This is a genomic window from Paenibacillus sp. FSL F4-0097 (assembly GCF_038593125.1).
Taxonomy (GTDB): Bacteria; Bacillota; Bacilli; order Paenibacillales; family Paenibacillaceae; genus Paenibacillus_AQ; species Paenibacillus_AQ odorifer.
Genome location: NZ_CP151965.1, coordinates 1574446 through 1594307 on the forward strand (window position 1 = coordinate 1574446; position 19862 = coordinate 1594307).

General features: G+C 44.6%; 17 protein-coding genes and 2 pseudogenes. 16 read left to right on the forward strand and 3 right to left on the reverse strand.

Translation table 11 applies throughout. The features are described 5' to 3' along the window. Positions 1-113: 113 nt before the first annotated feature. A pseudogene (sigK, locus tag MHH86_RS06910) lies at positions 114-617 on the forward strand (RNA polymerase sporulation sigma factor SigK); the annotation flags it as partial. A gap of 470 nt (positions 618-1087) precedes the next feature. Here the strand turns inward: sigK and MHH86_RS06915 are convergent. Next, the gene (locus MHH86_RS06915) at positions 1088-2137 is read right to left on the reverse strand and encodes a LacI family DNA-binding transcriptional regulator (RefSeq protein WP_036675840.1); all 1050 of its coding nucleotides are present in this window, start codon (positions 2135-2137) and stop codon (positions 1088-1090) included. Positions 2138-2337: 200 nt separating this feature from the next. Here MHH86_RS06915 and MHH86_RS06920 point away from each other — a divergent pair, with 200 nt between their 5' ends. From MHH86_RS06920 to MHH86_RS06955, 8 genes and pseudogenes are all read left to right on the forward strand, one after another. Then, positions 2338-3336, forward strand: coding sequence for an ATP-binding cassette domain-containing protein (locus MHH86_RS06920; protein WP_051490878.1), 999 nt, complete (start codon positions 2338-2340; stop codon positions 3334-3336). Further along, entirely contained in the window at positions 3336-3998 is a 663-nt protein-coding gene (locus tag MHH86_RS06925) for a methionine ABC transporter permease (protein WP_076098909.1), read from the forward strand. Before MHH86_RS06920 ends, MHH86_RS06925 begins: the two co-directional genes overlap by 1 nt. Before the next feature lie 24 nt (positions 3999-4022). After that, entirely contained in the window at positions 4023-4877 is an 855-nt protein-coding gene (locus MHH86_RS06930; RefSeq protein ID WP_036675837.1) for a MetQ/NlpA family ABC transporter substrate-binding protein, read from the forward strand. An 83-nt stretch (positions 4878-4960) separates the two neighbouring features. Further along, entirely contained in the window at positions 4961-5338 is a 378-nt protein-coding gene (locus MHH86_RS06935) for a tautomerase family protein (RefSeq protein WP_036675836.1), read from the forward strand. Between the two features lie 20 nt (positions 5339-5358). Then, complete coding sequence (locus MHH86_RS06940; protein ID WP_076098908.1) at positions 5359-6354, forward strand: aldo/keto reductase; 996 nt, start codon at positions 5359-5361, stop codon at positions 6352-6354. 21 nt (positions 6355-6375) lie between these two features. Next, positions 6376-7803 (forward strand): Sapep family Mn(2+)-dependent dipeptidase, encoded by a 1428-nt coding sequence (locus MHH86_RS06945; RefSeq protein WP_076144466.1) that lies wholly within the window; start codon positions 6376-6378, stop codon positions 7801-7803. Between the two features lie 171 nt (positions 7804-7974). After that, positions 7975-8238, forward strand: a pseudogene (locus MHH86_RS06950) (sigma factor); the annotation flags it as partial. Positions 8239-8384: 146 nt separating this feature from the next. Continuing rightward, positions 8385-9032 (forward strand): hypothetical protein, encoded by a 648-nt coding sequence (locus tag MHH86_RS06955; RefSeq protein ID WP_341286488.1) that lies wholly within the window; start codon positions 8385-8387, stop codon positions 9030-9032. Between the two features lie 55 nt (positions 9033-9087). Here the strand turns inward: MHH86_RS06955 and MHH86_RS06960 are convergent, their stop codons facing one another. Continuing rightward, positions 9088-9504, reverse strand: a complete 417-nt coding sequence (locus MHH86_RS06960) for a MerR family transcriptional regulator (protein WP_036675831.1) — start codon at positions 9502-9504, stop codon at positions 9088-9090. 120 nt (positions 9505-9624) lie between these two features. On the opposite strand from MHH86_RS06960, the gene MHH86_RS06965 reads away from it, so the two are divergent. From MHH86_RS06965 to MHH86_RS06990, 6 genes are all read left to right on the forward strand, one after another. Then, positions 9625-10674 (forward strand): NAD(P)-dependent alcohol dehydrogenase, encoded by a 1050-nt coding sequence (locus tag MHH86_RS06965; RefSeq protein ID WP_036675829.1) that lies wholly within the window; start codon positions 9625-9627, stop codon positions 10672-10674. A gap of 567 nt (positions 10675-11241) precedes the next feature. Beyond that, positions 11242-12645 (forward strand): sugar ABC transporter substrate-binding protein, encoded by a 1404-nt coding sequence (locus MHH86_RS06970; RefSeq protein ID WP_076178997.1) that lies wholly within the window; start codon positions 11242-11244, stop codon positions 12643-12645. Positions 12646-12721: 76 nt separating this feature from the next. Continuing rightward, on the forward strand, positions 12722-13645 hold the full coding sequence (locus MHH86_RS06975) for a sugar ABC transporter permease (RefSeq protein WP_036675826.1): 924 nt from the start codon (positions 12722-12724) through the stop codon (positions 13643-13645). Then, on the forward strand, positions 13642-14511 hold the full coding sequence (locus tag MHH86_RS06980; protein ID WP_076137964.1) for a carbohydrate ABC transporter permease: 870 nt from the start codon (positions 13642-13644) through the stop codon (positions 14509-14511). Before MHH86_RS06975 ends, MHH86_RS06980 begins: the two co-directional genes overlap by 4 nt. Positions 14512-14792: 281 nt before the next feature. Further along, entirely contained in the window at positions 14793-16190 is a 1398-nt protein-coding gene (locus tag MHH86_RS06985; RefSeq protein ID WP_036675823.1) for an MATE family efflux transporter, read from the forward strand. A 322-nt stretch (positions 16191-16512) separates the two neighbouring features. Next, complete coding sequence (locus MHH86_RS06990) at positions 16513-17319, forward strand: ATP-binding protein (protein WP_176462605.1); 807 nt, start codon at positions 16513-16515, stop codon at positions 17317-17319. Between the two features lie 104 nt (positions 17320-17423). Here the strand turns inward: MHH86_RS06990 and MHH86_RS06995 are convergent, their stop codons facing one another. Next, the gene (locus MHH86_RS06995) at positions 17424-18461 is read right to left on the reverse strand and encodes a LacI family DNA-binding transcriptional regulator (protein WP_076098905.1); all 1038 of its coding nucleotides are present in this window, start codon (positions 18459-18461) and stop codon (positions 17424-17426) included. Positions 18462-18926: 465 nt separating this feature from the next. On the opposite strand from MHH86_RS06995, the gene MHH86_RS07000 reads away from it, so the two are divergent. Beyond that, entirely contained in the window at positions 18927-19847 is a 921-nt protein-coding gene (locus MHH86_RS07000; RefSeq protein ID WP_076098922.1) for an ABC transporter permease subunit, read from the forward strand. Positions 19848-19862: the final 15 nt, after the last annotated feature.

The window sequence follows — 19862 nt, forward strand, 5'->3', positions numbered from 1 at the left end:
AAAGGACAATGAATAACAAAAAAAGAGCCATCCATCCGGTAAAACCTTCATACTTCTATCAACGCTTTTCTATCAAGAAAGTGGATTTTGACATCGTATCGTGTCCACAACCTCAAAAATTCGATAATGCCGGAGAAGACATGGAGGACTTAATCTCCATCGGAACCATTGGCTTGATTAAAGCCATCGAGAGCTATCGTCCGAACAAAGGAACCAAACTGGCCACATTTGCAGCACGTTGTATTGAAAACGAAATCCTAATGCACCTTAGATCCTTAAAGAAAACGCGGAAAGACGTATCTCTACATGATCCAATTGGGACGGACAAAGAAGGTAATGAAATTACACTTATCGATATCCTTGGCTCCGAAGCTGATGATGTCATTAAAGAAGTCGATCTGAAGATCGAGAAGAGTAAGATATATCGTAACCTCGATATTCTGGATGACCGGGAAAAAGAAGTTGTCGTTGGGCGGTTTGGATTGGATACAGGTGGAGAAGAGAGGGCGCAGCGGGAGATTGCTAAGGAGTTGGGGATCTCGCGGAGTTATGTTTCGAGGATAGAAAAAAGGGCGCTGATGAAGCTGTATCATGAGTTTTATAAGGCTAAGCGGTAGGGTCTTAGATAATAACTAAATAATCACTATTGAGTGTTTTAGAAGCGACTTGCCAATAAGGGAGTTGCTTTTTTGTTAAGAAAAGTAAAGAGCAGTGAAAGTGATGATATTTCAATGTAGAGACGGACTAATGGGTTTAATAATCAAAGTTTAACAGTCGAACCGAAGGAGATATTAAAGCTCAAAAAGAATGGGGATTAGGCAACTTGTTGATGAGATCTCTAAGAGGATTGTTTAACATAAAAATGGACAGCATGTACTTGCTTTATCAATAATGTGGAATTAACTAGATATATATGTAAAAATAATTAATTTCTTTTATAATGTTCATTTGATGTAAGAGGTTCGCTTGAGAAGAAATTCAGAAGACCGGTAAGAACAAAGACCAAAAGTATTAATAAAGAATTTATTAGTATTGGAGTTCCCGGAAAAACAACACAAGTCCGGAGAATGAATCCGGATTGTGTCGATTATAAAGGGCTGGATGAATGGAAGCCGCTATAGCTGGTGGAAGACTCACGTATAATCAGCTGAGGCGGAATAATAATTCTGGTAGGTTCTGACTGATCGCCGTTGATTCGTTTGAGCAGCAGCTTGGCAGCCTCGCTTCCCCATTTATCCTGGAATACGGAAACGCTGCTTAGACCAGGCTTGGCAGTCTCCGTTTCCTGTACATTGTCAAAGCCAACGATGGCCATATGTTTCCCAGGCGTACGTCCTTGCAACTGCAGGCCGATCATGGCGCCCAGGGCAATGACATCATTGTTGCAAAAGCAGGCGGTTGGCGGATTGTTTAACTGCATCGCCTCTTGCACAGCGCGGGTGCCGCCGTCACGGTTGATCGGGCTTGTAATGATTAGAGCGGGATCGATCTCCAATCCAAATTGCTGCAGGGCTTGGCAGTAACCGGCAAAACGCTCCTTGTAGGATGTGTTTCCCTGAGGGCTGCCGCCCAGATAAGCGATGCGCCGGTGCCCTTGCTCGATGAGATGGCGCACGGCCATTTCGGCTCCCAGCCGATAATCCGTCCCGACATAGTCGGTATTCACGGTATCAACCTCACGTCCAATCAGCAGCGTGGGGATGTTTAGATTTTGCAATTTGGTGAACAGGGCGGGCGATGTAGAGGCGACAGGAGTCATAATAATGCCGCACACACGGTGCTCAAGCATTGTTTCCAGCACACGCTCCTGCTTTTCGGTTGATTCAAAGCTCATGCCCAGCAGCACATTGAACCGCTGTTCGTATAGAACATGCTCAATATGCGTCAATATATGTGGATAAAACGGATTTTCGATATCAGTGACAATAACGCCTATCGTTGAGGAACGCTGTAATCTAAAGCTGGCGGCTACGCGATCATATACATAGCCGAGCTTTTCCATGGAGTCCAGCACCTTTTTGTGTGTACTAGGTTTAATGGATTTGCTGCCGCGAACGACAAGAGAGGCGGTTGCTCTCGAAACGCCGGCATCATCGGCAACATCTTGTAGTGTAACTCTTTTTTCTCTAGAAACCACAAACTGTTCCTCCTCTCAACTACCTTCCAGTATATCATAATTCATTTGACAGAAAGGTTTAAAAAATAGTGTTGACAGGCTACTGTAGAGCTGATAACATAAATCAAAGTAAACTGATAGGAATTGTTTTAGGTTAAAATTAGATCGATCTAATTTATTTAGAAAAAGCATTTTCTGGGTGCATGAAAGGAGTGGATAGGATGGTCGGACAACTGGAGGGCAAACCTACGGAGCTTGTCGGTTCAGGCATAGAAATTCGTGATTTATTTAAATCATTTGGAGGTAGGGAGGTTTTGTCTGGTATTAATGTCAACATTACGGACGGGGATATTTTCGGACTTGTTGGGGTGAGCGGCGCAGGCAAGTCAACGCTTTTGCGCTGTATCAACGGTCTGGAGACCTTTGACCGCGGCAGCTTGCATGTCAACGGAGTTGAAATCCGCAGCATGCGGGGAGCAACACTACGCAAGTTTCGCAGCAATATCGGCATGATCTTTCAGCATTTCTCTCTGCTGGAGCGAAAAAATGTGTATGACAACATTATGTTTCCAATGAAATGCTTTGGCTACAATAAAGCGGTGGCTGATGCGCGCGTGAAAGAGCTGCTGCAGCTCGTGGAATTGACAGACAAGGAAAAGGCACTGCCGCGCGAGCTTTCCGGCGGACAGAAGCAGCGGGTTGCCATCGCCCGGGCGCTTGCTATGAACCCACGCATTCTGCTTTGTGATGAAGCGACAAGCGCACTTGATCCCAACATCACCAAATCCATTCTGGGTCTGCTCAAAAAAATTAACAAAGAGCTTGGCATCACCATTGTCATTGTGACGCATCAAATGGAAGTGGTAAAAGAAACTTGCAACAACATCGCGGTGCTTAGCAAGGGTCAGTTGCAGGCTGCCGGAGCGGTGCAAGATATCTTCCTGGAAAACTCCGGTCATCTGAATGATTTCCTGGGCGCACATGAAGTGAAAACTGGCGAGGATAACATTCTGTTTGAGCTTATTCAGCGACCAGGTCAGGAAGACATGCTTTCCCGCTTCGCCTTGTCAACAGGGGTGCCGTTTGAAGTTGTATGGGGCGGACTGGACCGTTATGTGGACAGTATCGCGGGGTCGTTCACCTTATCGGTCAGCAGGCAAGATTTTGACAAGGTCAGGGCCTATCTGGAGCAGAGCGGCATGGAATGGAGGAATTTGTAATGTATCAGTACGATTACCAGACTCTGCTCGATAAAATCATTTTTCCGGGGCTGCGCGATACGCTGATTATGTTGGGCGGCACCGTTGTGACCTGTACCCTGTTCGGTTTCATCTTGGCACTCATTCTCATTACTACAGATGCCAAAGGACTCAGGCCCAACCGAGCAGTCTACGAGACCTTCAGCGCAATCATTAATGTGCTGCGTTCTGTACCCTTTATTATTCTCATTATTACAATAATTCCGTTAACTCGCTTTGTTGTGGGGACGACCATTGGTACAACAGCTGCCATTTTCTCCATTACCATTGTAGGCTCTCCGTTACTGGCGAGATTGCTGGAGGGCTGCTTTAAGGAGGTGAATCCGAGTCTGATCGAGGCTGCTAGGTCATTTGGCGCATCCGATTGGCAAATAACATTTAACGTTATTGTCAGTGAGGCGATTCCATCCATCATTTCAAACTTAACGATTGGTTTTATTTCGTTGCTGGGCTTTACAGCTATGGCAGGGACCGTTGGAGCCGGCGGGCTGGGGGCAGTTGCGCTTTCCTATGGCTACCAGAATTTCAATGACACGATTATGTACACAACCGTTGTTATTTTAATTGTTATTGTTCAATTTATACAACTGGGCGGGAATATGTTGTACTGCAAGTTGAAATAAAACATCAGAAATGAGGGGTTTTACATGAAAAAACAGGCAACTGCCAAGCTGATTCTGATCATGACCACTGTCATTGTGCTGCTGGTCGGATGCTCTCAGTCATCCAGCTCATCCTCCGACGCACAATCGGATGCAAAGTCCCAAAAAATTGTGATTGGCGTGATTGCCAGGGAGCAGCCGGATATTGATTATGTGGCCGAAAAGCTGAAGCCGGAAGGCTATCAAATTGAGACGCAAGTCTTCAATGACAATATTGCCTTGAACAATGCGACTGCAGACGGCAGTATCGATGCCAATTATTTTCAGAATGAAAAATATATGAACAGCTTCAATGAAAGCAACGGTACAGAGTTGGTCGCTTATGGCCCGAATATTTATACAACACCGGTGCTGTTCGTATCCAAGAAATACAAAACTGTGGATGAGCTGCCGCAAGGAGCGAAGATCGGCATTGCCAACGATTCCGCCAACAGGGCGCGAGAACTGCAACTATTGGCGGATAATGGGCTAATCCAATTGCGCGAGGGTATTGACCTGCCAACAGTACTCGATGTTGTCGAGAACAGCAAGAAGCTCGAATTCGTTGAAATTGATCCGCGCAGCCGCGTAGGGGCTTTTGCTGATCTGGACGCCATGACTGCGCCGGCTATTACGGTAGCTCAAATGAATGATCCCCAGGTGACGATTGATACGGCGCTGCTACAGGAAACACCTGAGGTGTACAAACAATATGGCGGTATTTTGCTGGCTATTAAGAAAGGAACTGAAGAGAAGAATAAGGAATGGCTGGATGCTATCGTATCGGTGATGACTTCGAAAGAATATTCGCAATGGCTGCTGGATACGTACAAGGGAGTCAAGAAACCGTATAACGAATAATGCATCCTGAGTAATGGGAATGCGGAAATAAGCAAAGCGTTTGTCTGAAAAAACTAACTATAATGATAAAGGAGTGCTGAACCATGGCAACTGTATTGGCATACGCAACGACATCTCTGAAGGAAGAACAAAAGACAAAATTGGTAAGTGAGTTGGGCACGGCAGTAACAACGGGTCTTCGCCTGCCTCCGGAGCTAAGAACTATCTCCTGGATCGAACTTCCACAGGCATCGACAACACCTAAGGACTTTTATGAAATTACATTTTTTGTATACACCGCACCAGGAAAACCAGTTGAGGCGAAGCGGGACTTGGTTCGTAATCTGCAGGAGACTACGGATCGGGTGCTTTCCGGCTTGCAGGTAAAAACGATTGTCATCATTAAAGAACACGCCGATGAAAATGTGGGTGTGGGTGGGCAGCTCCGGTTGGATATTGTTGCTGCACAGGCGAATCAATAAAGTGGGAGGATACAGTCACGATGAGATATAAGGAGATTGGACAGAGCGGCATACAAGCCTCTGTCGTTACTTTCGGCGCTTTCGGTATTGGTGGAGGATTCCAGTTCCCAGATACCAATGATACGCAATCGATTCGCGCCATTCATGCCGCGCTGGATCTGGGCATCAATATAATTGATACTGCCCCGGTTTACGGCTTTGGGCACAGTGAGGAAATCGTTGGGCAAGCGATCAAAGGCCGGCGGGATAAGGTCATTATTTCGACAAAATGCGGCTTGTGGTGGGGTGACGAGGAAGGCAGTTATCGTTTTACCTGGGACGGGCATCGCGTGAAGCGGAATTTGAGCCCGCGAACGATTCGCATGGAGGTGGAGCAAAGCCTGAAGCGGTTAGGGACGGATTATATCGATATTTACTATACACATAATCCGGCGATGGAGCCTTTTCTAACACCAATTGAAGAAACGATCGAGGTGCTGATGCAACTGAAGCAGGAAGGCAAGATTCGCGCCATAGGCGCGTCCAATTGCGAGCCGCATCACGTGCAGAGCTACATCGATTATGGTGAAATCTCAATCGTGCAAAAAAAATTCAATATGCTGTCCAGAGAACCCGAGCAGGCGATCCTGCCTCTGTGCAACGAGCACCAGATTAGCTTCCATGCGTATTCGCCGCTGGCGCAAGGGTTACTGACAGGACATATTCGGCCTGATCATGTGCTGGAGCCGAACGATCCCCGCCAGAACGATGCCTGGTGGCATGGACGCAACCTGAAGCTGGCCACTGAGTTTGCCGGCGGTCTGGTTGAGATCGGAAGTGAATATGGGGTTAGCGCCAGTTCTATTGCCGTAGCCTATTTGTTGAACAAGCATGCCAATGTCAATGTGATTTGCGGCATTCGCAAGGAAAAGCACCTTCATGAGAATATTGCCGGTGCCGAGGTAGTACTGCCGCCAAATGTCATAGCTGAGCTGGATTTCCGTCTACAAAAGCTGGAACTTGCAGCCGAGCTGTAAACCTGAAAGGGGTGAGCGATTATGACCAGTATGGAGCTGGACAAGCAGGTTGAACAGTTTCTAGCCGATCATCAAGCGGCGATTCTCGAAGATATCAAACGTCTGATTCGTGTGCCGAGCGTGGGCACCACCTTTCATCCGGATAGCCCGGAGCCTTTTGGTGCCGAATGCGCTGCTGTATTGCGTGAGGCGGAGCAGTTGGCCGCGCGGGAAGACTTGTCGGTAAGAGCTTTTGCTGGCTATGGCATTAAGGTGCAGCTGGGAGACAGTGAGGAGGGCATCGGCTTGTTCGCCCATCTGGACGTGGTGCCCGCAGGGCGGGGCTGGAGCTTTCCGCCCTTCTCCCCGTTCGAGAAAGATGGGTTTCTATTTGGCCGAGGTGCGATGGATAATAAATCGGCTGCTGTGCTTGCGCTTTATGTACTGAAGTTTTTCAAAGAGACCAACGTGCGGCTGGATCATAATGCTTATGTATTTCTGGGCGTCAACGAAGAGAGCGGCATGCGGGATATCCGCTATTTCCTGTCCCAGCATCAGTCGCCGTCCTTCGGGATTGTTGCTGACGCTTATTATCCGGTATGCTATGCGGAAAAAGGGATTGTGCGAGCCGATGTGACTGGAAGCGCGTCCGACGACAGGTTGCTGTCCTTTCAAGCTGGCGAGGATTACAATATGGTGCCCGCTGTTGCGGAGGCCCGGTTGCGCGGATTAACCTCATACGAAGTGCAAAAGCTGCGGTCGGAGGGGTTTGAAGTCGCGGAGCTAGAGGGGATAGCGGTTGTTCGCGCGCAGGGTAAGGCCGGGCATGCGGCGTTTCCTGCCGGGACGCAAAACGCGGCAAGAAAGCTGGCGGGGGCGCTCCTTGCGCATGAGCTGGTTGAGGATGCTGCGGCGCGTGCTGTGCTCACTTTTTTGTCACAAGCGCTGGGTGACCCTTACGGGGAGGGGCTTGGTATCACTCACAGGGATGAAACGGGTCCTACCACCAGCAATGCCGGCATCGTAGCGTGGAATGAGGGAACCGTTCGGATCGGAATCGATGTCCGTTACGGTCTGTCGCAATCCGCGGATGCGCTGCGGGAGCAGTTGGCAGCCTACTCGCGGCAGCATGGACTGTCACTGACTGAGTGGACGGACAGTCCGCCACACTACATGGACAAGGATGACCTGATCATAGCGGCCTTATGCAGGCTTGCCAACAGTGAGCTGGGCTTGTCGCAAGCGCCCTATGCAATGGGTGGGGCAACGTATGCCAGATGGCTGCCGCGCACAGTAGCCTTCGGCCCGCTTCGCACCGATGTACAGACTCCTTTTCCCGAAGGAAAAGGGAGCAGCCATCAGCCGGACGAGGCCATGCGCATCAGCCAGATCTGGGACGCATTCAAGATTTATATTAAGGCAATTGTGGAAATTGACCAGCTGCTGAGTGACCAAGAAGAGACTGGGTGAGGTGAGCAGCGCGGCGGGTTTCAGATAAGAAAATAAATATACACTTTTTATGCCCACGCAACTTGGCTGCCAAGGTTTTTAGCAGACATTAGAAGCTGGGCTTATTTTCATTTTCTGTGATAATAAAAAGACTTGGCTTCGAACTGGACAACTCTTTCTGTTGGGGCGTGGATCTCCATTGGCACAATCGGCCTGATTAAATCTATTGAGTGCTATCGTCCAAACAAAGGAACAAGGTTAGCCACATTTGCTGCTCGTTGTATTGAAAACGAAATCCTGATGCACCTGCGTTCGCTCAAGAAAACACGTAAAGACGTATCCCTACATGATCCAATTGGGACGGACAAAGAAGGTAATGAAATTACACTTATAGATATCCTTGGCTCCGAGGCTGATGATGTCATTAGAGAAGTAGATCTGAAGATCGAAAAAGCAGTGTTCCCTTCAAAATAATGCTCAGTGCTGACCGATCTGCTTATCCAAATCATTGAATACTATCAATAAAGATAACCGTCAAACAATAGAATATATGATATAATGACGTGGTTGTTGCAAGGTGCAATTTTAATATGAAAAATAGGATGGGCAATATGAAGGGTTATCTTTATAACGTTGATAAAAAACGATTGATTATTATGGTTATCGGCAATGTATTTCTGGGCATGGGAATCAGTATTTTTAAGCTGTCCGGCATGGGGAATGATCCCTTTAGCGGCATGGTAATGGCACTTGCAGAGTGCGTCGGTATAACATATGCAAATTTTCTGATCTTGCTGAACCTGGTATTGTTTGTAATCGAATTCATAACCGGACGAAGGTTTATTGGAGCCGGGACTTTTGTAAACGCAATCTTTTTGGGATATATCGCTACGTTCTTTCATAGTACTTGGCTATCTCTGTTGGGCGAACCTCAGCTGTTATGGCAGAGGGTGGTCGTCGTAGCGATTGGCGTGGTGGTATGCAGTTTTGGGGTATCCTTGTATCAGACATCGGCTGTGGGAGTAGCTCCTTACGACAGCCTGTCCCTGATTATGAGGGATAACTTCCCGAAAATATCTTATTTTTGGCACCGGATGTTTACGGATGCGCTTTGTGCTTTGATTTGCTTCCTGGCAGGAGGCGTTATAGGCTTAGGAACTCTAGTGTCCGCACTTGGTCTGGGACCCATTATTCATTTTTTTGATGTGAATTTTACGGAGAAGCTGCTGGCAAAAAAGCGTCCAAATTAAGAAAGGCGGGGCAGATCAATCTGCCCCGCCTTTACTGTAATTTGAAGGTTCATTTCTAATGAGTAAATGCACTCTTAATGTTATTTTTTTTATGAACATCTTCCGTGCCGCTATCCAAGGCGGTCTTGTAGTAGAAGCATTTATGTTCTATGACTTCCATCGTTTTTCTTAATTCTTCCATCTGTGCTTCTACGGAAGCTTTTCGCTCCAGGAACATGTCATATCTCTGCTGCAAGGTGGAGTCCCCCTCAGAGCACCACTCAATGAAATGTTTTATTTCCTTAATCGGCATCCCGGATGACTTCAGGCATTCAATTACTTTTAAAGCGTCCATATCCGTTTCTTTGAAAACGCGTTTCCCGCTGGGGGTTCTTTCTATAAAAGGCAAAAGCCCCTCCTTGTCATAGTAACGCAGGGTATGTGATGTCATATTAAAGTATTCTGCAACTTCACTTATGGAGTATGTCTTCATCATCTATCTCCAGTCTTAATTATATTTTGTGCTTGACTTAGAGTTAACTTTAAGTAATAACATAGGTTTTGTAAAGTCGGCATTACAGTTTTTTATATTAACTAGAAGAGAGGTTTCACTATGATAAAAGTTAATGCACGCGCTACATTCAGTCAGGAAGGCCCGTTCAAGCTAACTACAATCGAACGCCGGAATCTGCAGCCGCACGATGTTCTTATAGAGATTAAATACGCGGGCATTTGCCACTCGGATATTCATACAGCCCGCGGGGAGTGGGGACCGGTTAAGTATCCACTTGTTCCAGGGCATGAGATCGCCGGTATTGTCAGCCAGGTCGGTTCCGAAGTTACAAAGTACACAGTTGGCGATCGTGTAGGGGTAGGTTGTATGGTTGACTCCTGTGGAGAGTGCAGTAATTGCCAGAAAGGTGAGGAGCAGTATTGCCTGAGTGGAAATACGGGCACCTATGGAGCTATCGACCGGCACGGTCACTATACACAGGGCGGATATTCCACGCACATCGTTGTAACAGAAGACTTCGTGGTCCGGATTCCTGACGCTATTCCGCTTGACGCGGCTGCACCGCTTTTGTGTGCAGGAATCACCACCTATTCACCGCTGCGCCATTGGGGAGCCGCTCCCGGCAAAAAAGTAGCTGTAGTGGGTCTTGGCGGGCTTGGACACATGGCTGTGAAGATTGCTCATGCTATGGGAGCTGAGGTTACTGTGTTATCACAGTCACTGAAGAAGAAGGAAGACGGATTGCAATTAGGAGCGGATCATTATTATGCCACAAGCGATCCGGAGACATTTAAGCAGCTTGCCGGTTCATTCGATCTAATCGTGAATACAGTAAGCGCACAGATTGATATCGATGCCTATCTTTCACTTCTAGCGCTGGATGGTACATTAGTCAATGTCGGTGCGCCTGCTGATCCATTGGCAGTTAACGTATTCTCGTTGATCGGCCACCGCCGTTCGTTTGCCGGATCGATGATTGGCGGAATCCGTGAAACGCAGGAAATGCTTAATTTCTGCGCTGAACATAATATTGCATCTGAAATCGAGGTCATTTCTGCTGACCGGATAGATGAAGCCTGGGAGCGTGTGCTTGCTTCAGATGTCCGTTACCGGTTTGTCATCGACATCAGCACGATGGGGAACGAATAAAAGACGTCCTCTTTCTTGACATCGGTTCGTGTCCACAACCTCAAGAAATTCGATAACATAGCGGGAAATCGCAAGGAGCTGGAAAACTCACACAGTTGTGTTTCGAGAATAGAAAAACGGCGTTGCTTCATACAGCAGCGTAGTGTATAAATGCTAAATAGGCAGAGCAGTGCTTCTACCATTGGGGTAGGAGGGCGGCTCTGCTTATTGTCGTTACTGCAAGTGAATATTTTGGATCAGCTGATTCTGCTGTTTTATAAAAAAGATGATTCTTTAAAGGTTGGAATTTTTAAAAATCAGGTTGAAAAATGCTATTTTCCCTAATAGAAAATCATGACACAATAACAATAAAGCGCTTACTTCATTAAAACATCCCAAGTTCATGAAGACTCTATACCACTTTTTGAAAATATTTACGATATTAAAAGTCGTATCGGCTGGCCGAAATTTCGGATTCCAAGCAAAGGTTGGAATTATTAAAAAAAGTTGGTACTAAACGTTTAACTCAATAACTTAGGGGGTCAAACGGTTGGACATATCTATGTGATTATGAAGGGGGAGAGGGAAATGAAGGTAGGTAAAGCATTCGGGGTAGGTATTCTTTCAACTGCACTAGCATTAAGTGTCATTGGCTGCGCGAAAGATGAGACAAACACAGCAACCAAGGCAACTGATGGACCCAAAGCATCTGAGAACGCCACCTCCAAGCCTGAGGAGAAGGTCAAAATTATCTATTCGATGTGGGGAAGTGCGGAAGAGGGAAATGTAACCCAGGGAGTGGCGGATAAGTTTAATGCTTCTCAAGACAGAATTGAAGTAGAAGTACAAGCAATTCCTTGGGAAAACTACATGACCAAGCTGAATACAATGGCTACGGCAGAGCAATTGCCTGATACAGGGATGCTCAGAGAAGATGGTGTCGTTCAGTGGTCTACCCAAGGCATGCTGAATGATGTAAATACAATGTACGAAGGAAGCGACAGCAAACCACTGGATAGCCTAGCCTACAAATATCAAGGGAAAACCGTAGCCTACGCGGCTGCCAATGAAATCTTACTCCTCTATTACAACAAAGATATGTTCGACAAAGCCAATGTACCCTATCCCCCAGCTGCTCTGGATAAAGCGTGGACATGGGAGGAATTTGTAACAACAGCAAAGAAGCTGACCCTTGATAAAAATGGTAAACATCCTGATGAGAGTGGCTTTAATGAGCAGAGTATCGTTCAGTTTGGCGCATCCGTTGAAAACTTACCATGGCAGCTTGAGACCTGGGCGCTTGGTAATGGTGGGGGGTTCTATTCGGGTGATGGGACTGAGGTGAGAATTGGAGAAGACGCCAGTATAGAGGGAATTCAGAAGGTTGCAGATCTTTACTTGAAGGATCATGTTGCTCCGTTGTCTGTCGGACAGACTGATGATGGCATTCAACGAACCATTATCGCAGGGACTGTTGCCATGGCTACTAACGGTGCGTGGAACGTGGGAACTAGTCTCAATACGGCTAAGAATGAAGGCCTGAACTATGGCGTTGCAGTATTGCCTTACATGAAGGATAAGGTTACCCTCAACACGGGTGGCGCCAATGTCGTGTTCTCCCAGACTAAGCATCCAAAAGAAGCGATGGAATGGCTGAAATGGTACAACTCAGAAGAAAATAACTGGGGCCTCATTAGCTCGGGAATCTGGATGCCGACACTGGAGAAGTGGTACACGGATGAGACCCTTACCCGTAAATGGGTCGAAAATCCTAACTTCCCTGTTTATGACGAATATAAATCTGCAGTAGTCGATTATGCGCAATCACCTGCTGTGAAGCCCGCAGCGTGGTTCTATACGAATCATACGACGGAGTTTAACACCTTACTCGGGTCGGTTCTAGGGGATGTATGGACGGGAAAGACGACCGCTAAGGATGCTATTTCTAAGAATCTCGATGCGTTGAAAGCAGCTCATTCAGGCAATAAGTAAAGTCCGTAAAAGAATGGCCGCTGCCAAGCTCACACCCGCGGCGGCCATATTATGATCTTCAGGTGGGGATATAGAGATGGAAATAATTAATAGATCTCCGAAACGTCGTTCACGTATTCATGCAGGTGAGGCACGAGCCGCGTATATATTATTGATCCCTGCCTTCATTGGGCTGATCTTTCTAACGTATTTACCTCTTATTGGGGTGCTCGGGATCAGCTTAACGAATTGGACGGGACTTTCAGACCCCAAATTTATTGGCTTCGAGAATTATATTAATCTATTTACCACTGATCCTTATATTAAAGATTCTATTATAGCTACGGTCTACTTTGCCGTTTTATCGGTAGTTGGAGGCATGATTTATTCACTTTTTATCGCGATGCTACTGAATCGTAAAATTCCGGCAAGAGGGTTTTTCCGAGCTGTTTTCTATGTACCGTACGTTTTGCCGGCAGCCGCGATATATGTAGGATGGTCTTGGTTATACGAAGCTAATTTTGGATTTTTTAACTTTATTCTCTCTGAGATTGGTTTGAACAAAGTTTCTTTTATCGCGGATTCCAGCTATGTTGTTCCATCTCTATCCTTGATTTCAGTTTGGCTGTCAGGTAACTTAATTGTTATTTTCTTAGCGGGGCTGCAAAATGTTCCGGTCGTCTACCATGAAGCGGCTGAAATGGATGGTGCGAATGGATGGAAACGATTCTTGCATATCACTTTACCGTGCATGTCGCCCATTATCTTTTATAATTTGCTAATGAGCTTGATTGCCAATCTCCAAATTGTTACGCCGGCTCTTTCATTAACGAATGGCGGCCCGGGTAATTCTTCACGATTTTTAACTTATCTGATGTATGATCAAGCTTTTGTAAATTATAAATTAGGGTATGCTTGTGCAACAACGGCCGTTATTTTTGTTATTCTTGCAGGCTTTACTGGTGTATTATTCAAAACCTCCAATCTATGGATTTTTAATGAAGGAGGCGATGACAAATGAGTGTAGCCACATACGGAAGATTAAAGAGTAAAAAACGTAATAATCAATGGATGAACCTGATCTCGTTTGTCGTCGTCATTTTTTTTACTATACTCGTGCTCTTTCCAATCTGGTGGATATTTCGCACGTCGCTCATGTCGAATGCCGAGATATACAAATATCCGCCTTCACTGCTGCCAGGAAGTTGGTTGTTTTCAAACTATGCAGAAACGCTAGAGATTTTTAAGTTTTGGAAATATTTATGGAACACCATGATTATTATTGTACCCGCTTGTTTGGCAGGAACCTTTACAGCGACCTTATGCGGTTATGCCTTTGCAAGACTGCGTTTTCGGGGCAAAAAATTGATTTGGGCGCTTTGTGTCGGTTCGATGCTTCTACCTGCCATGGTTACTCTTATTCCGCTATATATTGGGTGGACGAGAGGCTTAGGAATCCATGACAGCTATCTGCCGTTGATTTTGCCTTATTTCTGTGGTGGTGGCGCTTTTAATATCTTTTTGATTAGGCAGTTTATCATGTCTATTCCAAGAGAGCTTGATCAAGCAGCAACGATCGATGGTGCTGGATATTACCGCATTTTGTTCAGCATTATTATGCCGGCCATTAAATCTGCAATGATCGTTGTGGCATTATTTATCTTTATCGGTTTATGGAATGATCTACTTCAACAGATGATTTACATAAACTCAAGCGATAAGTATACGATAGCCTTGGGACTAACCGCTTTTAGAGGCCAACTAAAGCAGGACTGGTCGCTGACGATGGCGGCTACGTGTATGTCCTTTGCGCCGGGCGTCATTTTTTATCTGATTGGTCAAAAATATTTCGTAGAAGGAATCACGTTGACAGGACTGAAAAATTAGCTCCAATGGCTAAAGATAGCGCACTGTAATCTGCTCTGAAGTGTTAATGGGGGCACCTTTCTGCTAAGGCTTAAGTTCCGAGCCTGGCGGTATAAGGTGCCCTTTATTTGTGCTGTGAAAATATAAATTTAAAGATAAAATCCTTTATGAGATAGAAACAATCCCTTTTGCGGTAGTTGCTAGCCATCCTGTCTTATAGACTTGTTAATGTAAGGAGTCCCGTAAATCTTTGAACGAGGACTTCGCATATTCAGTCAAAAGAAGGAGAGAAAATCCACATTATGAACACTGTAACACAGATAAACAACAGCAAAGACAAGCAGACGCATTTTATTCTCAACGGTAATCTATGGAATATTATGGTCCAGTTATCATGGCCCGCTATCATCGCAATGGTTCTCTATGGCTTAAATGCGGTTATTGCCGCTGTATTTGTGGGAAGGTTTGTCGGAGAGGAAGCACTGGCTGGGGTTTCGGTAGCTTATCCTTTAACCCAGATCAGCTTGGGACTGGGCTCCTTGATCGGGGTGGGTGCCGGTTCTGCTTTAAGTTTAGCCCTCGGCAGGCAGGACAAAGAAATGCAGAAACGTTTGATGGGGAATGTTAATTATCTGTCCATCCTTGTAACGCTTGTCTATATGGTGTTAGGTTTACTTTTCTCCACACAGCTGGTGCGAATTATGGGAGGAGAAGGGGAAACTCTGGCTCTTGGAGACAGCTATTTTAGAATTACGGTGATCGGTTCATTTTTCTGGATTTATGGACTGGCTGCCAATATGATTGTGCGTGCCGAAGGGAAAATGAAATCGGCAGCCGTGGTAATGGGCATTGGACTGGCAGTTGATGTATTGTCCAATTATATTCTGGTAGCCTGGCTGGATTTTGGAGTAGAGGGTGCTGCCTGGGCTACAAATATCGGGATGCTGGTCTACACCTTGCTGGGATGGATTTATTTTGGCAAAGGATTTGCCTCATTCCGAACGAATGTCTTTGCAATCTATCGGGATGCTGCCACAATCAAATCCATAGTTGGACTGGGAATGTCCTCTTTCATTATGAACTTTATGAATCTGGTACAGGCTGTTGTAGTATTTAATGCACTGTCGAGATACGGGACTACAGCAGATATTGCATTTTATGGTGTGGTTTTCCGTGTATTCACCTTCCTGTTGACGCCGATATTCGGATTAATGCGCGCCTTGCAGCCAGTCATCGGCATTAATTTTGGAGCAGAACAGTATGAGCGCGCCATCAAAGCCTATAAAATATTCACACTCGTCTCCATGCTGCTGACTTTGCCTTTCTGGATAATTTCCATGATCTCGCCGGCTTCCATTCTGGGACTAATGCTGCCGGATCAAATCTTTAAAACCAGCGAAATGTTATATTTCCGGTTGAACATGGCGGTTCTGCCGTTATTGTCGCTCATTTTTATGGCCATGACCTTTTTCCCTGCGATTAATAAAGGGAAGCCGGCGGCCGTTATCGGCATCACCAGACAACTTGTTTTTTATGTGCCAGTGATGCTTGTTTTGCCAAGATGGTTAGGCGTCTCCGGAGTATATTGGGGTTCGCTTGTGATTGATACTGTGGTTGTAGTGTGGACGGTAATCCTGGTAACTAAGGAATTCACCCGGCTCAGAGCTAAGTCCAAGCTAGCCAGGACTTACAATATGTGAAGGTAAGATGCTGGAACTTCTGCTTTGCCTGGATGGACAATTTAATAGATATACCCCAAAAGAGCCTTGGAACTATAAGGCTCTTTTTTGTGCTACTGGTTGACATTATAAACAAAAAGAAAGTATGATATTTTAAATCGTAATAATTACGAATAAATATAATTTGGAAGTTGAATTGATTTGTGGATAATGAATGGTCAAAAGCGGACTCTATCGTTCCTCACGAGGACTTCGAGCGGCAATTAGCGCAGGTTGAACTGGATTCAGAAAGGATCTTTTGGATTTCTTGAAAATAACCATTTTAAAGGAGCTTTAATAAATAATGAACAAAAGCAGCAACAATCAACGTCTACCCAGAGCAAAAGGGATTGATATGGGTACCTATTATACACCCAAAGAATGTGCCAAAAAGGTTAGACATCTCGTCCTACCCGATATGAATCGAAAGATTGTCGAAGAATTCATTACGATCTTAGGTATGAGGGGAAGCTTTGAAGAACATCGAGTTCCCATTCCCAATAAAGTGGTTATGTATGGTCCACCGGGCACAGGGAAAACACTTACTGCATTTTATATGGCGCAAATGCTGGAGCTTCCACTTATCCTGGTTAGACTTGATGCAATTATTCACAGCCATTTGGGTGAGACAGGAAGTAATATCCGGAAAATATTTGAGTATGCCAAAGCATCTCCTTGTGTTCTTTTCCTGGATGAGTTTGATGCCATTGCAAGAACACGGGAGAGTAATGACGAGGTTAAAGAAATGGCCCGTGCGGTGAATACACTGCTGCAATGTCTCGATGATTTTGGTGACAATAGCATTTTTGTAGCAGCGACGAACCTAGAAAATGAACTGGATAGAGCTATTTGGCGAAGGTTTGATACAAAAATGATTTATTCCAACCCGGATGAATCAAGTAGGCGTCAATATGTTGAACTGTTAATTAATGACTTTGAAAGTGAAGCTGGGTTGATGGAGGAGGCATGCGAACGTCTTTCCGGTTGCAGTTTTGCTGATATTGAACAAATTGTCCTGAAAGCGAAACGTAAGGCGATCATAGAGCATTGTCTGCTAAAACGAGAGCATATTGTTCTATCCTATGAAGAATACAATCCTTCCATAAACTAATTGTGGGCGATTATATATACAGGATATTGTAATTGGAACAATTCAACGAAAAAAAAGAACCCCAGCGACGGAATTATTAATCGCTTGGGTTCTTTTTAAATTCATCAACTGATATTAGGTGTAGAGTCTCTTATGATGAGTTTGGTATAAATATGAGAAACCTGATAGGGTTGCTTCGGATCATGAATTCGGGAAAGTAGCATTTCGGCTGCTTTGACACCCATCTGATTACTATAAATATGAACAGTAGTGAGATGGGGTTCAACAATGTTTGATTCAGGACCATTATCAAAACCACAAATGACGATGTCATTAGGAATGGAAAGCATGTTTTTGAGTGACTTCATAAAGGTAACCGCAATATAATCGTTAGCACACACGAAAGCAGAAGGAAGCTCATTGATTTGACTCAGCCTAGTATCTGCCCACTCCGGATTCGAAAAAAATAGTCGATCGTCATCGAGAATACATTGTGAGAGATCAAGCTGGATGCCAGATTCTATCAATGCGCGATTAAAGCCCACCCATCTTTCATTAAAGCTCCTACAGTGATTATAGTCCCCGATGAACCCCAGTGATGTGTAACCGCCATCAATTAACTTTTTTGTAAGTTGATATGTGCTATGTTCGTTTTCCATGAGAAGTACATCTGCTTGGAATTCAGGGTAGCAGATATCTGCAGAACAGTCGATGAAAATAGTTGGAATGCCTAGACTTGTAATTAGCTTACTATATTCCGAATTGAACAACTCAATACAAATAATTCCGTCTACATTGGCGACATCAAAATTATTTGGAAGAGACAGGGACTCCTGATCAATGTCTCTTATAATGTGCATGGATAAATTATATCCTTCTGCACTGATTCGTTTCTCCATGCCACTGATCAGTTTCGATCCAAAGTGGGAAGTGTTAGGTAAGTTTTCTGTTAATAAAGCGATATTTCCAGAGTTTCTTGGTTGAACACTCTCGGTGTCCATAAAAGCAAATTGTTTATATTTTAACTCTATCGCTTTCTTTATAACCTTGTTTCTAGTTTCATCAGGTATACCATTCGTTCCATTTAAGGCTTTGGAAGCTGTATTTCTGGAGATTCCTAAAGCATCCGCGATGTCTTGTATGGTTACTTTTTCCCTGGCCATCTATGTAATTCACCTCTATATTCTTGTTCTTAACCTTCGCCACAAATAGTGTACTATTTGGCATGATTCCAACTCTCTTTAATGTATATTAGTTTACTCAAAATAGCAATATGATATTTACAAATGCACAATTTAGTTTACATTTTATCGGCGGATAAGTGTGCAAAAAAGGTATTATTCTTTTCATCTTCATGAGAATATGTTGACTTTAAAGTATATAATCCTATTTAAATTGGCTGTATTTGTAATTATGTAAAATTATATGCATCATTTATGAACATAATACTTTGTCATATGCACATAAATATTTTTACAAAATGTATTGACGAACGATTAAGTGTTTGGTAAATTGTAAAAGCAGCAGGACATAAGCCAATTGAAAGCCCTTACTGCATCAAGATATAAACATTGATAAGAACGGAGGTAAAGGCATTGCAAAACCTAATAGAAGCTGAACACAGAACAATGGTGACCAAACATAAGAGCTCCTTACTAGACTATCTAAAGAAGTACTACTTTCTTTATATTTTGCTCGCACCAGCTGTGATCCTGACCCTGATTTTTAAATACGGTCCTATGTATGGTGCGATTATCGCCTTTAAAGATTTCAGCCCAATCAAAGGGATTATGGGAAGTGAATGGGTAGGCTTTTACAACTTCGAGAAATTCCTGTCATCCCCCAACTTCGAAGTTATCTTTATGAATACGCTTAAATTAAGTTTCTTCGGATTAATTCTGAGTTTTCCAATTCCTATCCTGCTTGCGTTGATGTTAAATCAAATTCGCCGTGCAGGCGTCAAAAAGAACATTCAATTGTTCTTGTATGCACCTAACTTTATTTCTGTTGTCGTTGTGGTCGGGATGTTGTTTATCTTCTTGTCCCCAACGGGACCGATTAACCAGTTTTTTACCTGGCTTACAGGTGAACCAATCATGTTCATGTCTCGTCCGGAGTACTTCCGTTCGATCTACATTCTGTCCGATATTTGGACCGGAGCCGGTTGGGCATCCATTATTTATGTAGCAGCGCTTGCTAATGTCGATCCTGAGTTACATAATGCAGCCAATCTTGACGGCGCTAATCTTCTACAAAGAATACGCCATATCGATTTGCCAACCATTCGTCCAATTATGGCTATTGTATTTATCCTTGCAGCTGGTGGGATTATGTCCATTGGCTTCGAAAAAGCCTATCTCATGCAAACGGCGATGAACTTGCCAACCTCAGAAATCATTCCGACTTACGTTTATAAAATTGGTTTGCAGTCGGGCGATTATGCCTATTCAGCCGCAGTAGGATTGTTTAACTCTATCATCAACATCGTCCTGCTCATCACCGTTAACTTCACCGTGAAGAAACTGAATGAGGGCGAAGGTCTTTACTAAGAAAGGAGCAACAAG

Excerpts from the sequence above, each read along its gene's own strand:
- MHH86_RS06955 (WP_341286488.1), top strand. The coding sequence starts at position 8,385 with ATGGGCAATATGAAGGGTTATCTTTATAACGTTGATAAAAAACGATTG.
- MHH86_RS06980 (WP_076137964.1), top strand. The coding sequence starts at position 13,642 with ATGAGTGTAGCCACATACGGAAGATTAAAGAGTAAAAAACGTAATAAT.
- MHH86_RS06945 (WP_076144466.1), top strand. The coding sequence starts at position 6,376 with ATGACCAGTATGGAGCTGGACAAGCAGGTTGAACAGTTTCTAGCCGAT.
- MHH86_RS07000 (WP_076098922.1), top strand. The coding sequence starts at position 18,927 with ATGGTGACCAAACATAAGAGCTCCTTACTAGACTATCTAAAGAAGTAC.
- MHH86_RS06975 (WP_036675826.1), top strand. The coding sequence starts at position 12,722 with ATGGAAATAATTAATAGATCTCCGAAACGTCGTTCACGTATTCATGCA.
- MHH86_RS06920 (WP_051490878.1), top strand. The coding sequence starts at position 2,338 with ATGGTCGGACAACTGGAGGGCAAACCTACGGAGCTTGTCGGTTCAGGC.
- MHH86_RS06995 (WP_076098905.1), bottom strand. The coding sequence starts at position 18,461 with ATGGCCAGGGAAAAAGTAACCATACAAGACATCGCGGATGCTTTAGGA.
- MHH86_RS06960 (WP_036675831.1), bottom strand. The coding sequence starts at position 9,504 with ATGAAGACATACTCCATAAGTGAAGTTGCAGAATACTTTAATATGACA.
- MHH86_RS06925 (WP_076098909.1), top strand. The coding sequence starts at position 3,336 with ATGTATCAGTACGATTACCAGACTCTGCTCGATAAAATCATTTTTCCG.
- MHH86_RS06930 (WP_036675837.1), top strand. The coding sequence starts at position 4,023 with ATGAAAAAACAGGCAACTGCCAAGCTGATTCTGATCATGACCACTGTC.
- MHH86_RS06970 (WP_076178997.1), top strand. The coding sequence starts at position 11,242 with ATGAAGGTAGGTAAAGCATTCGGGGTAGGTATTCTTTCAACTGCACTA.
- MHH86_RS06965 (WP_036675829.1), top strand. The coding sequence starts at position 9,625 with ATGATAAAAGTTAATGCACGCGCTACATTCAGTCAGGAAGGCCCGTTC.
- MHH86_RS06935 (WP_036675836.1), top strand. The coding sequence starts at position 4,961 with ATGGCAACTGTATTGGCATACGCAACGACATCTCTGAAGGAAGAACAA.
- MHH86_RS06940 (WP_076098908.1), top strand. The coding sequence starts at position 5,359 with ATGAGATATAAGGAGATTGGACAGAGCGGCATACAAGCCTCTGTCGTT.
- MHH86_RS06985 (WP_036675823.1), top strand. The coding sequence starts at position 14,793 with ATGAACACTGTAACACAGATAAACAACAGCAAAGACAAGCAGACGCAT.
- MHH86_RS06990 (WP_176462605.1), top strand. The coding sequence starts at position 16,513 with ATGAACAAAAGCAGCAACAATCAACGTCTACCCAGAGCAAAAGGGATT.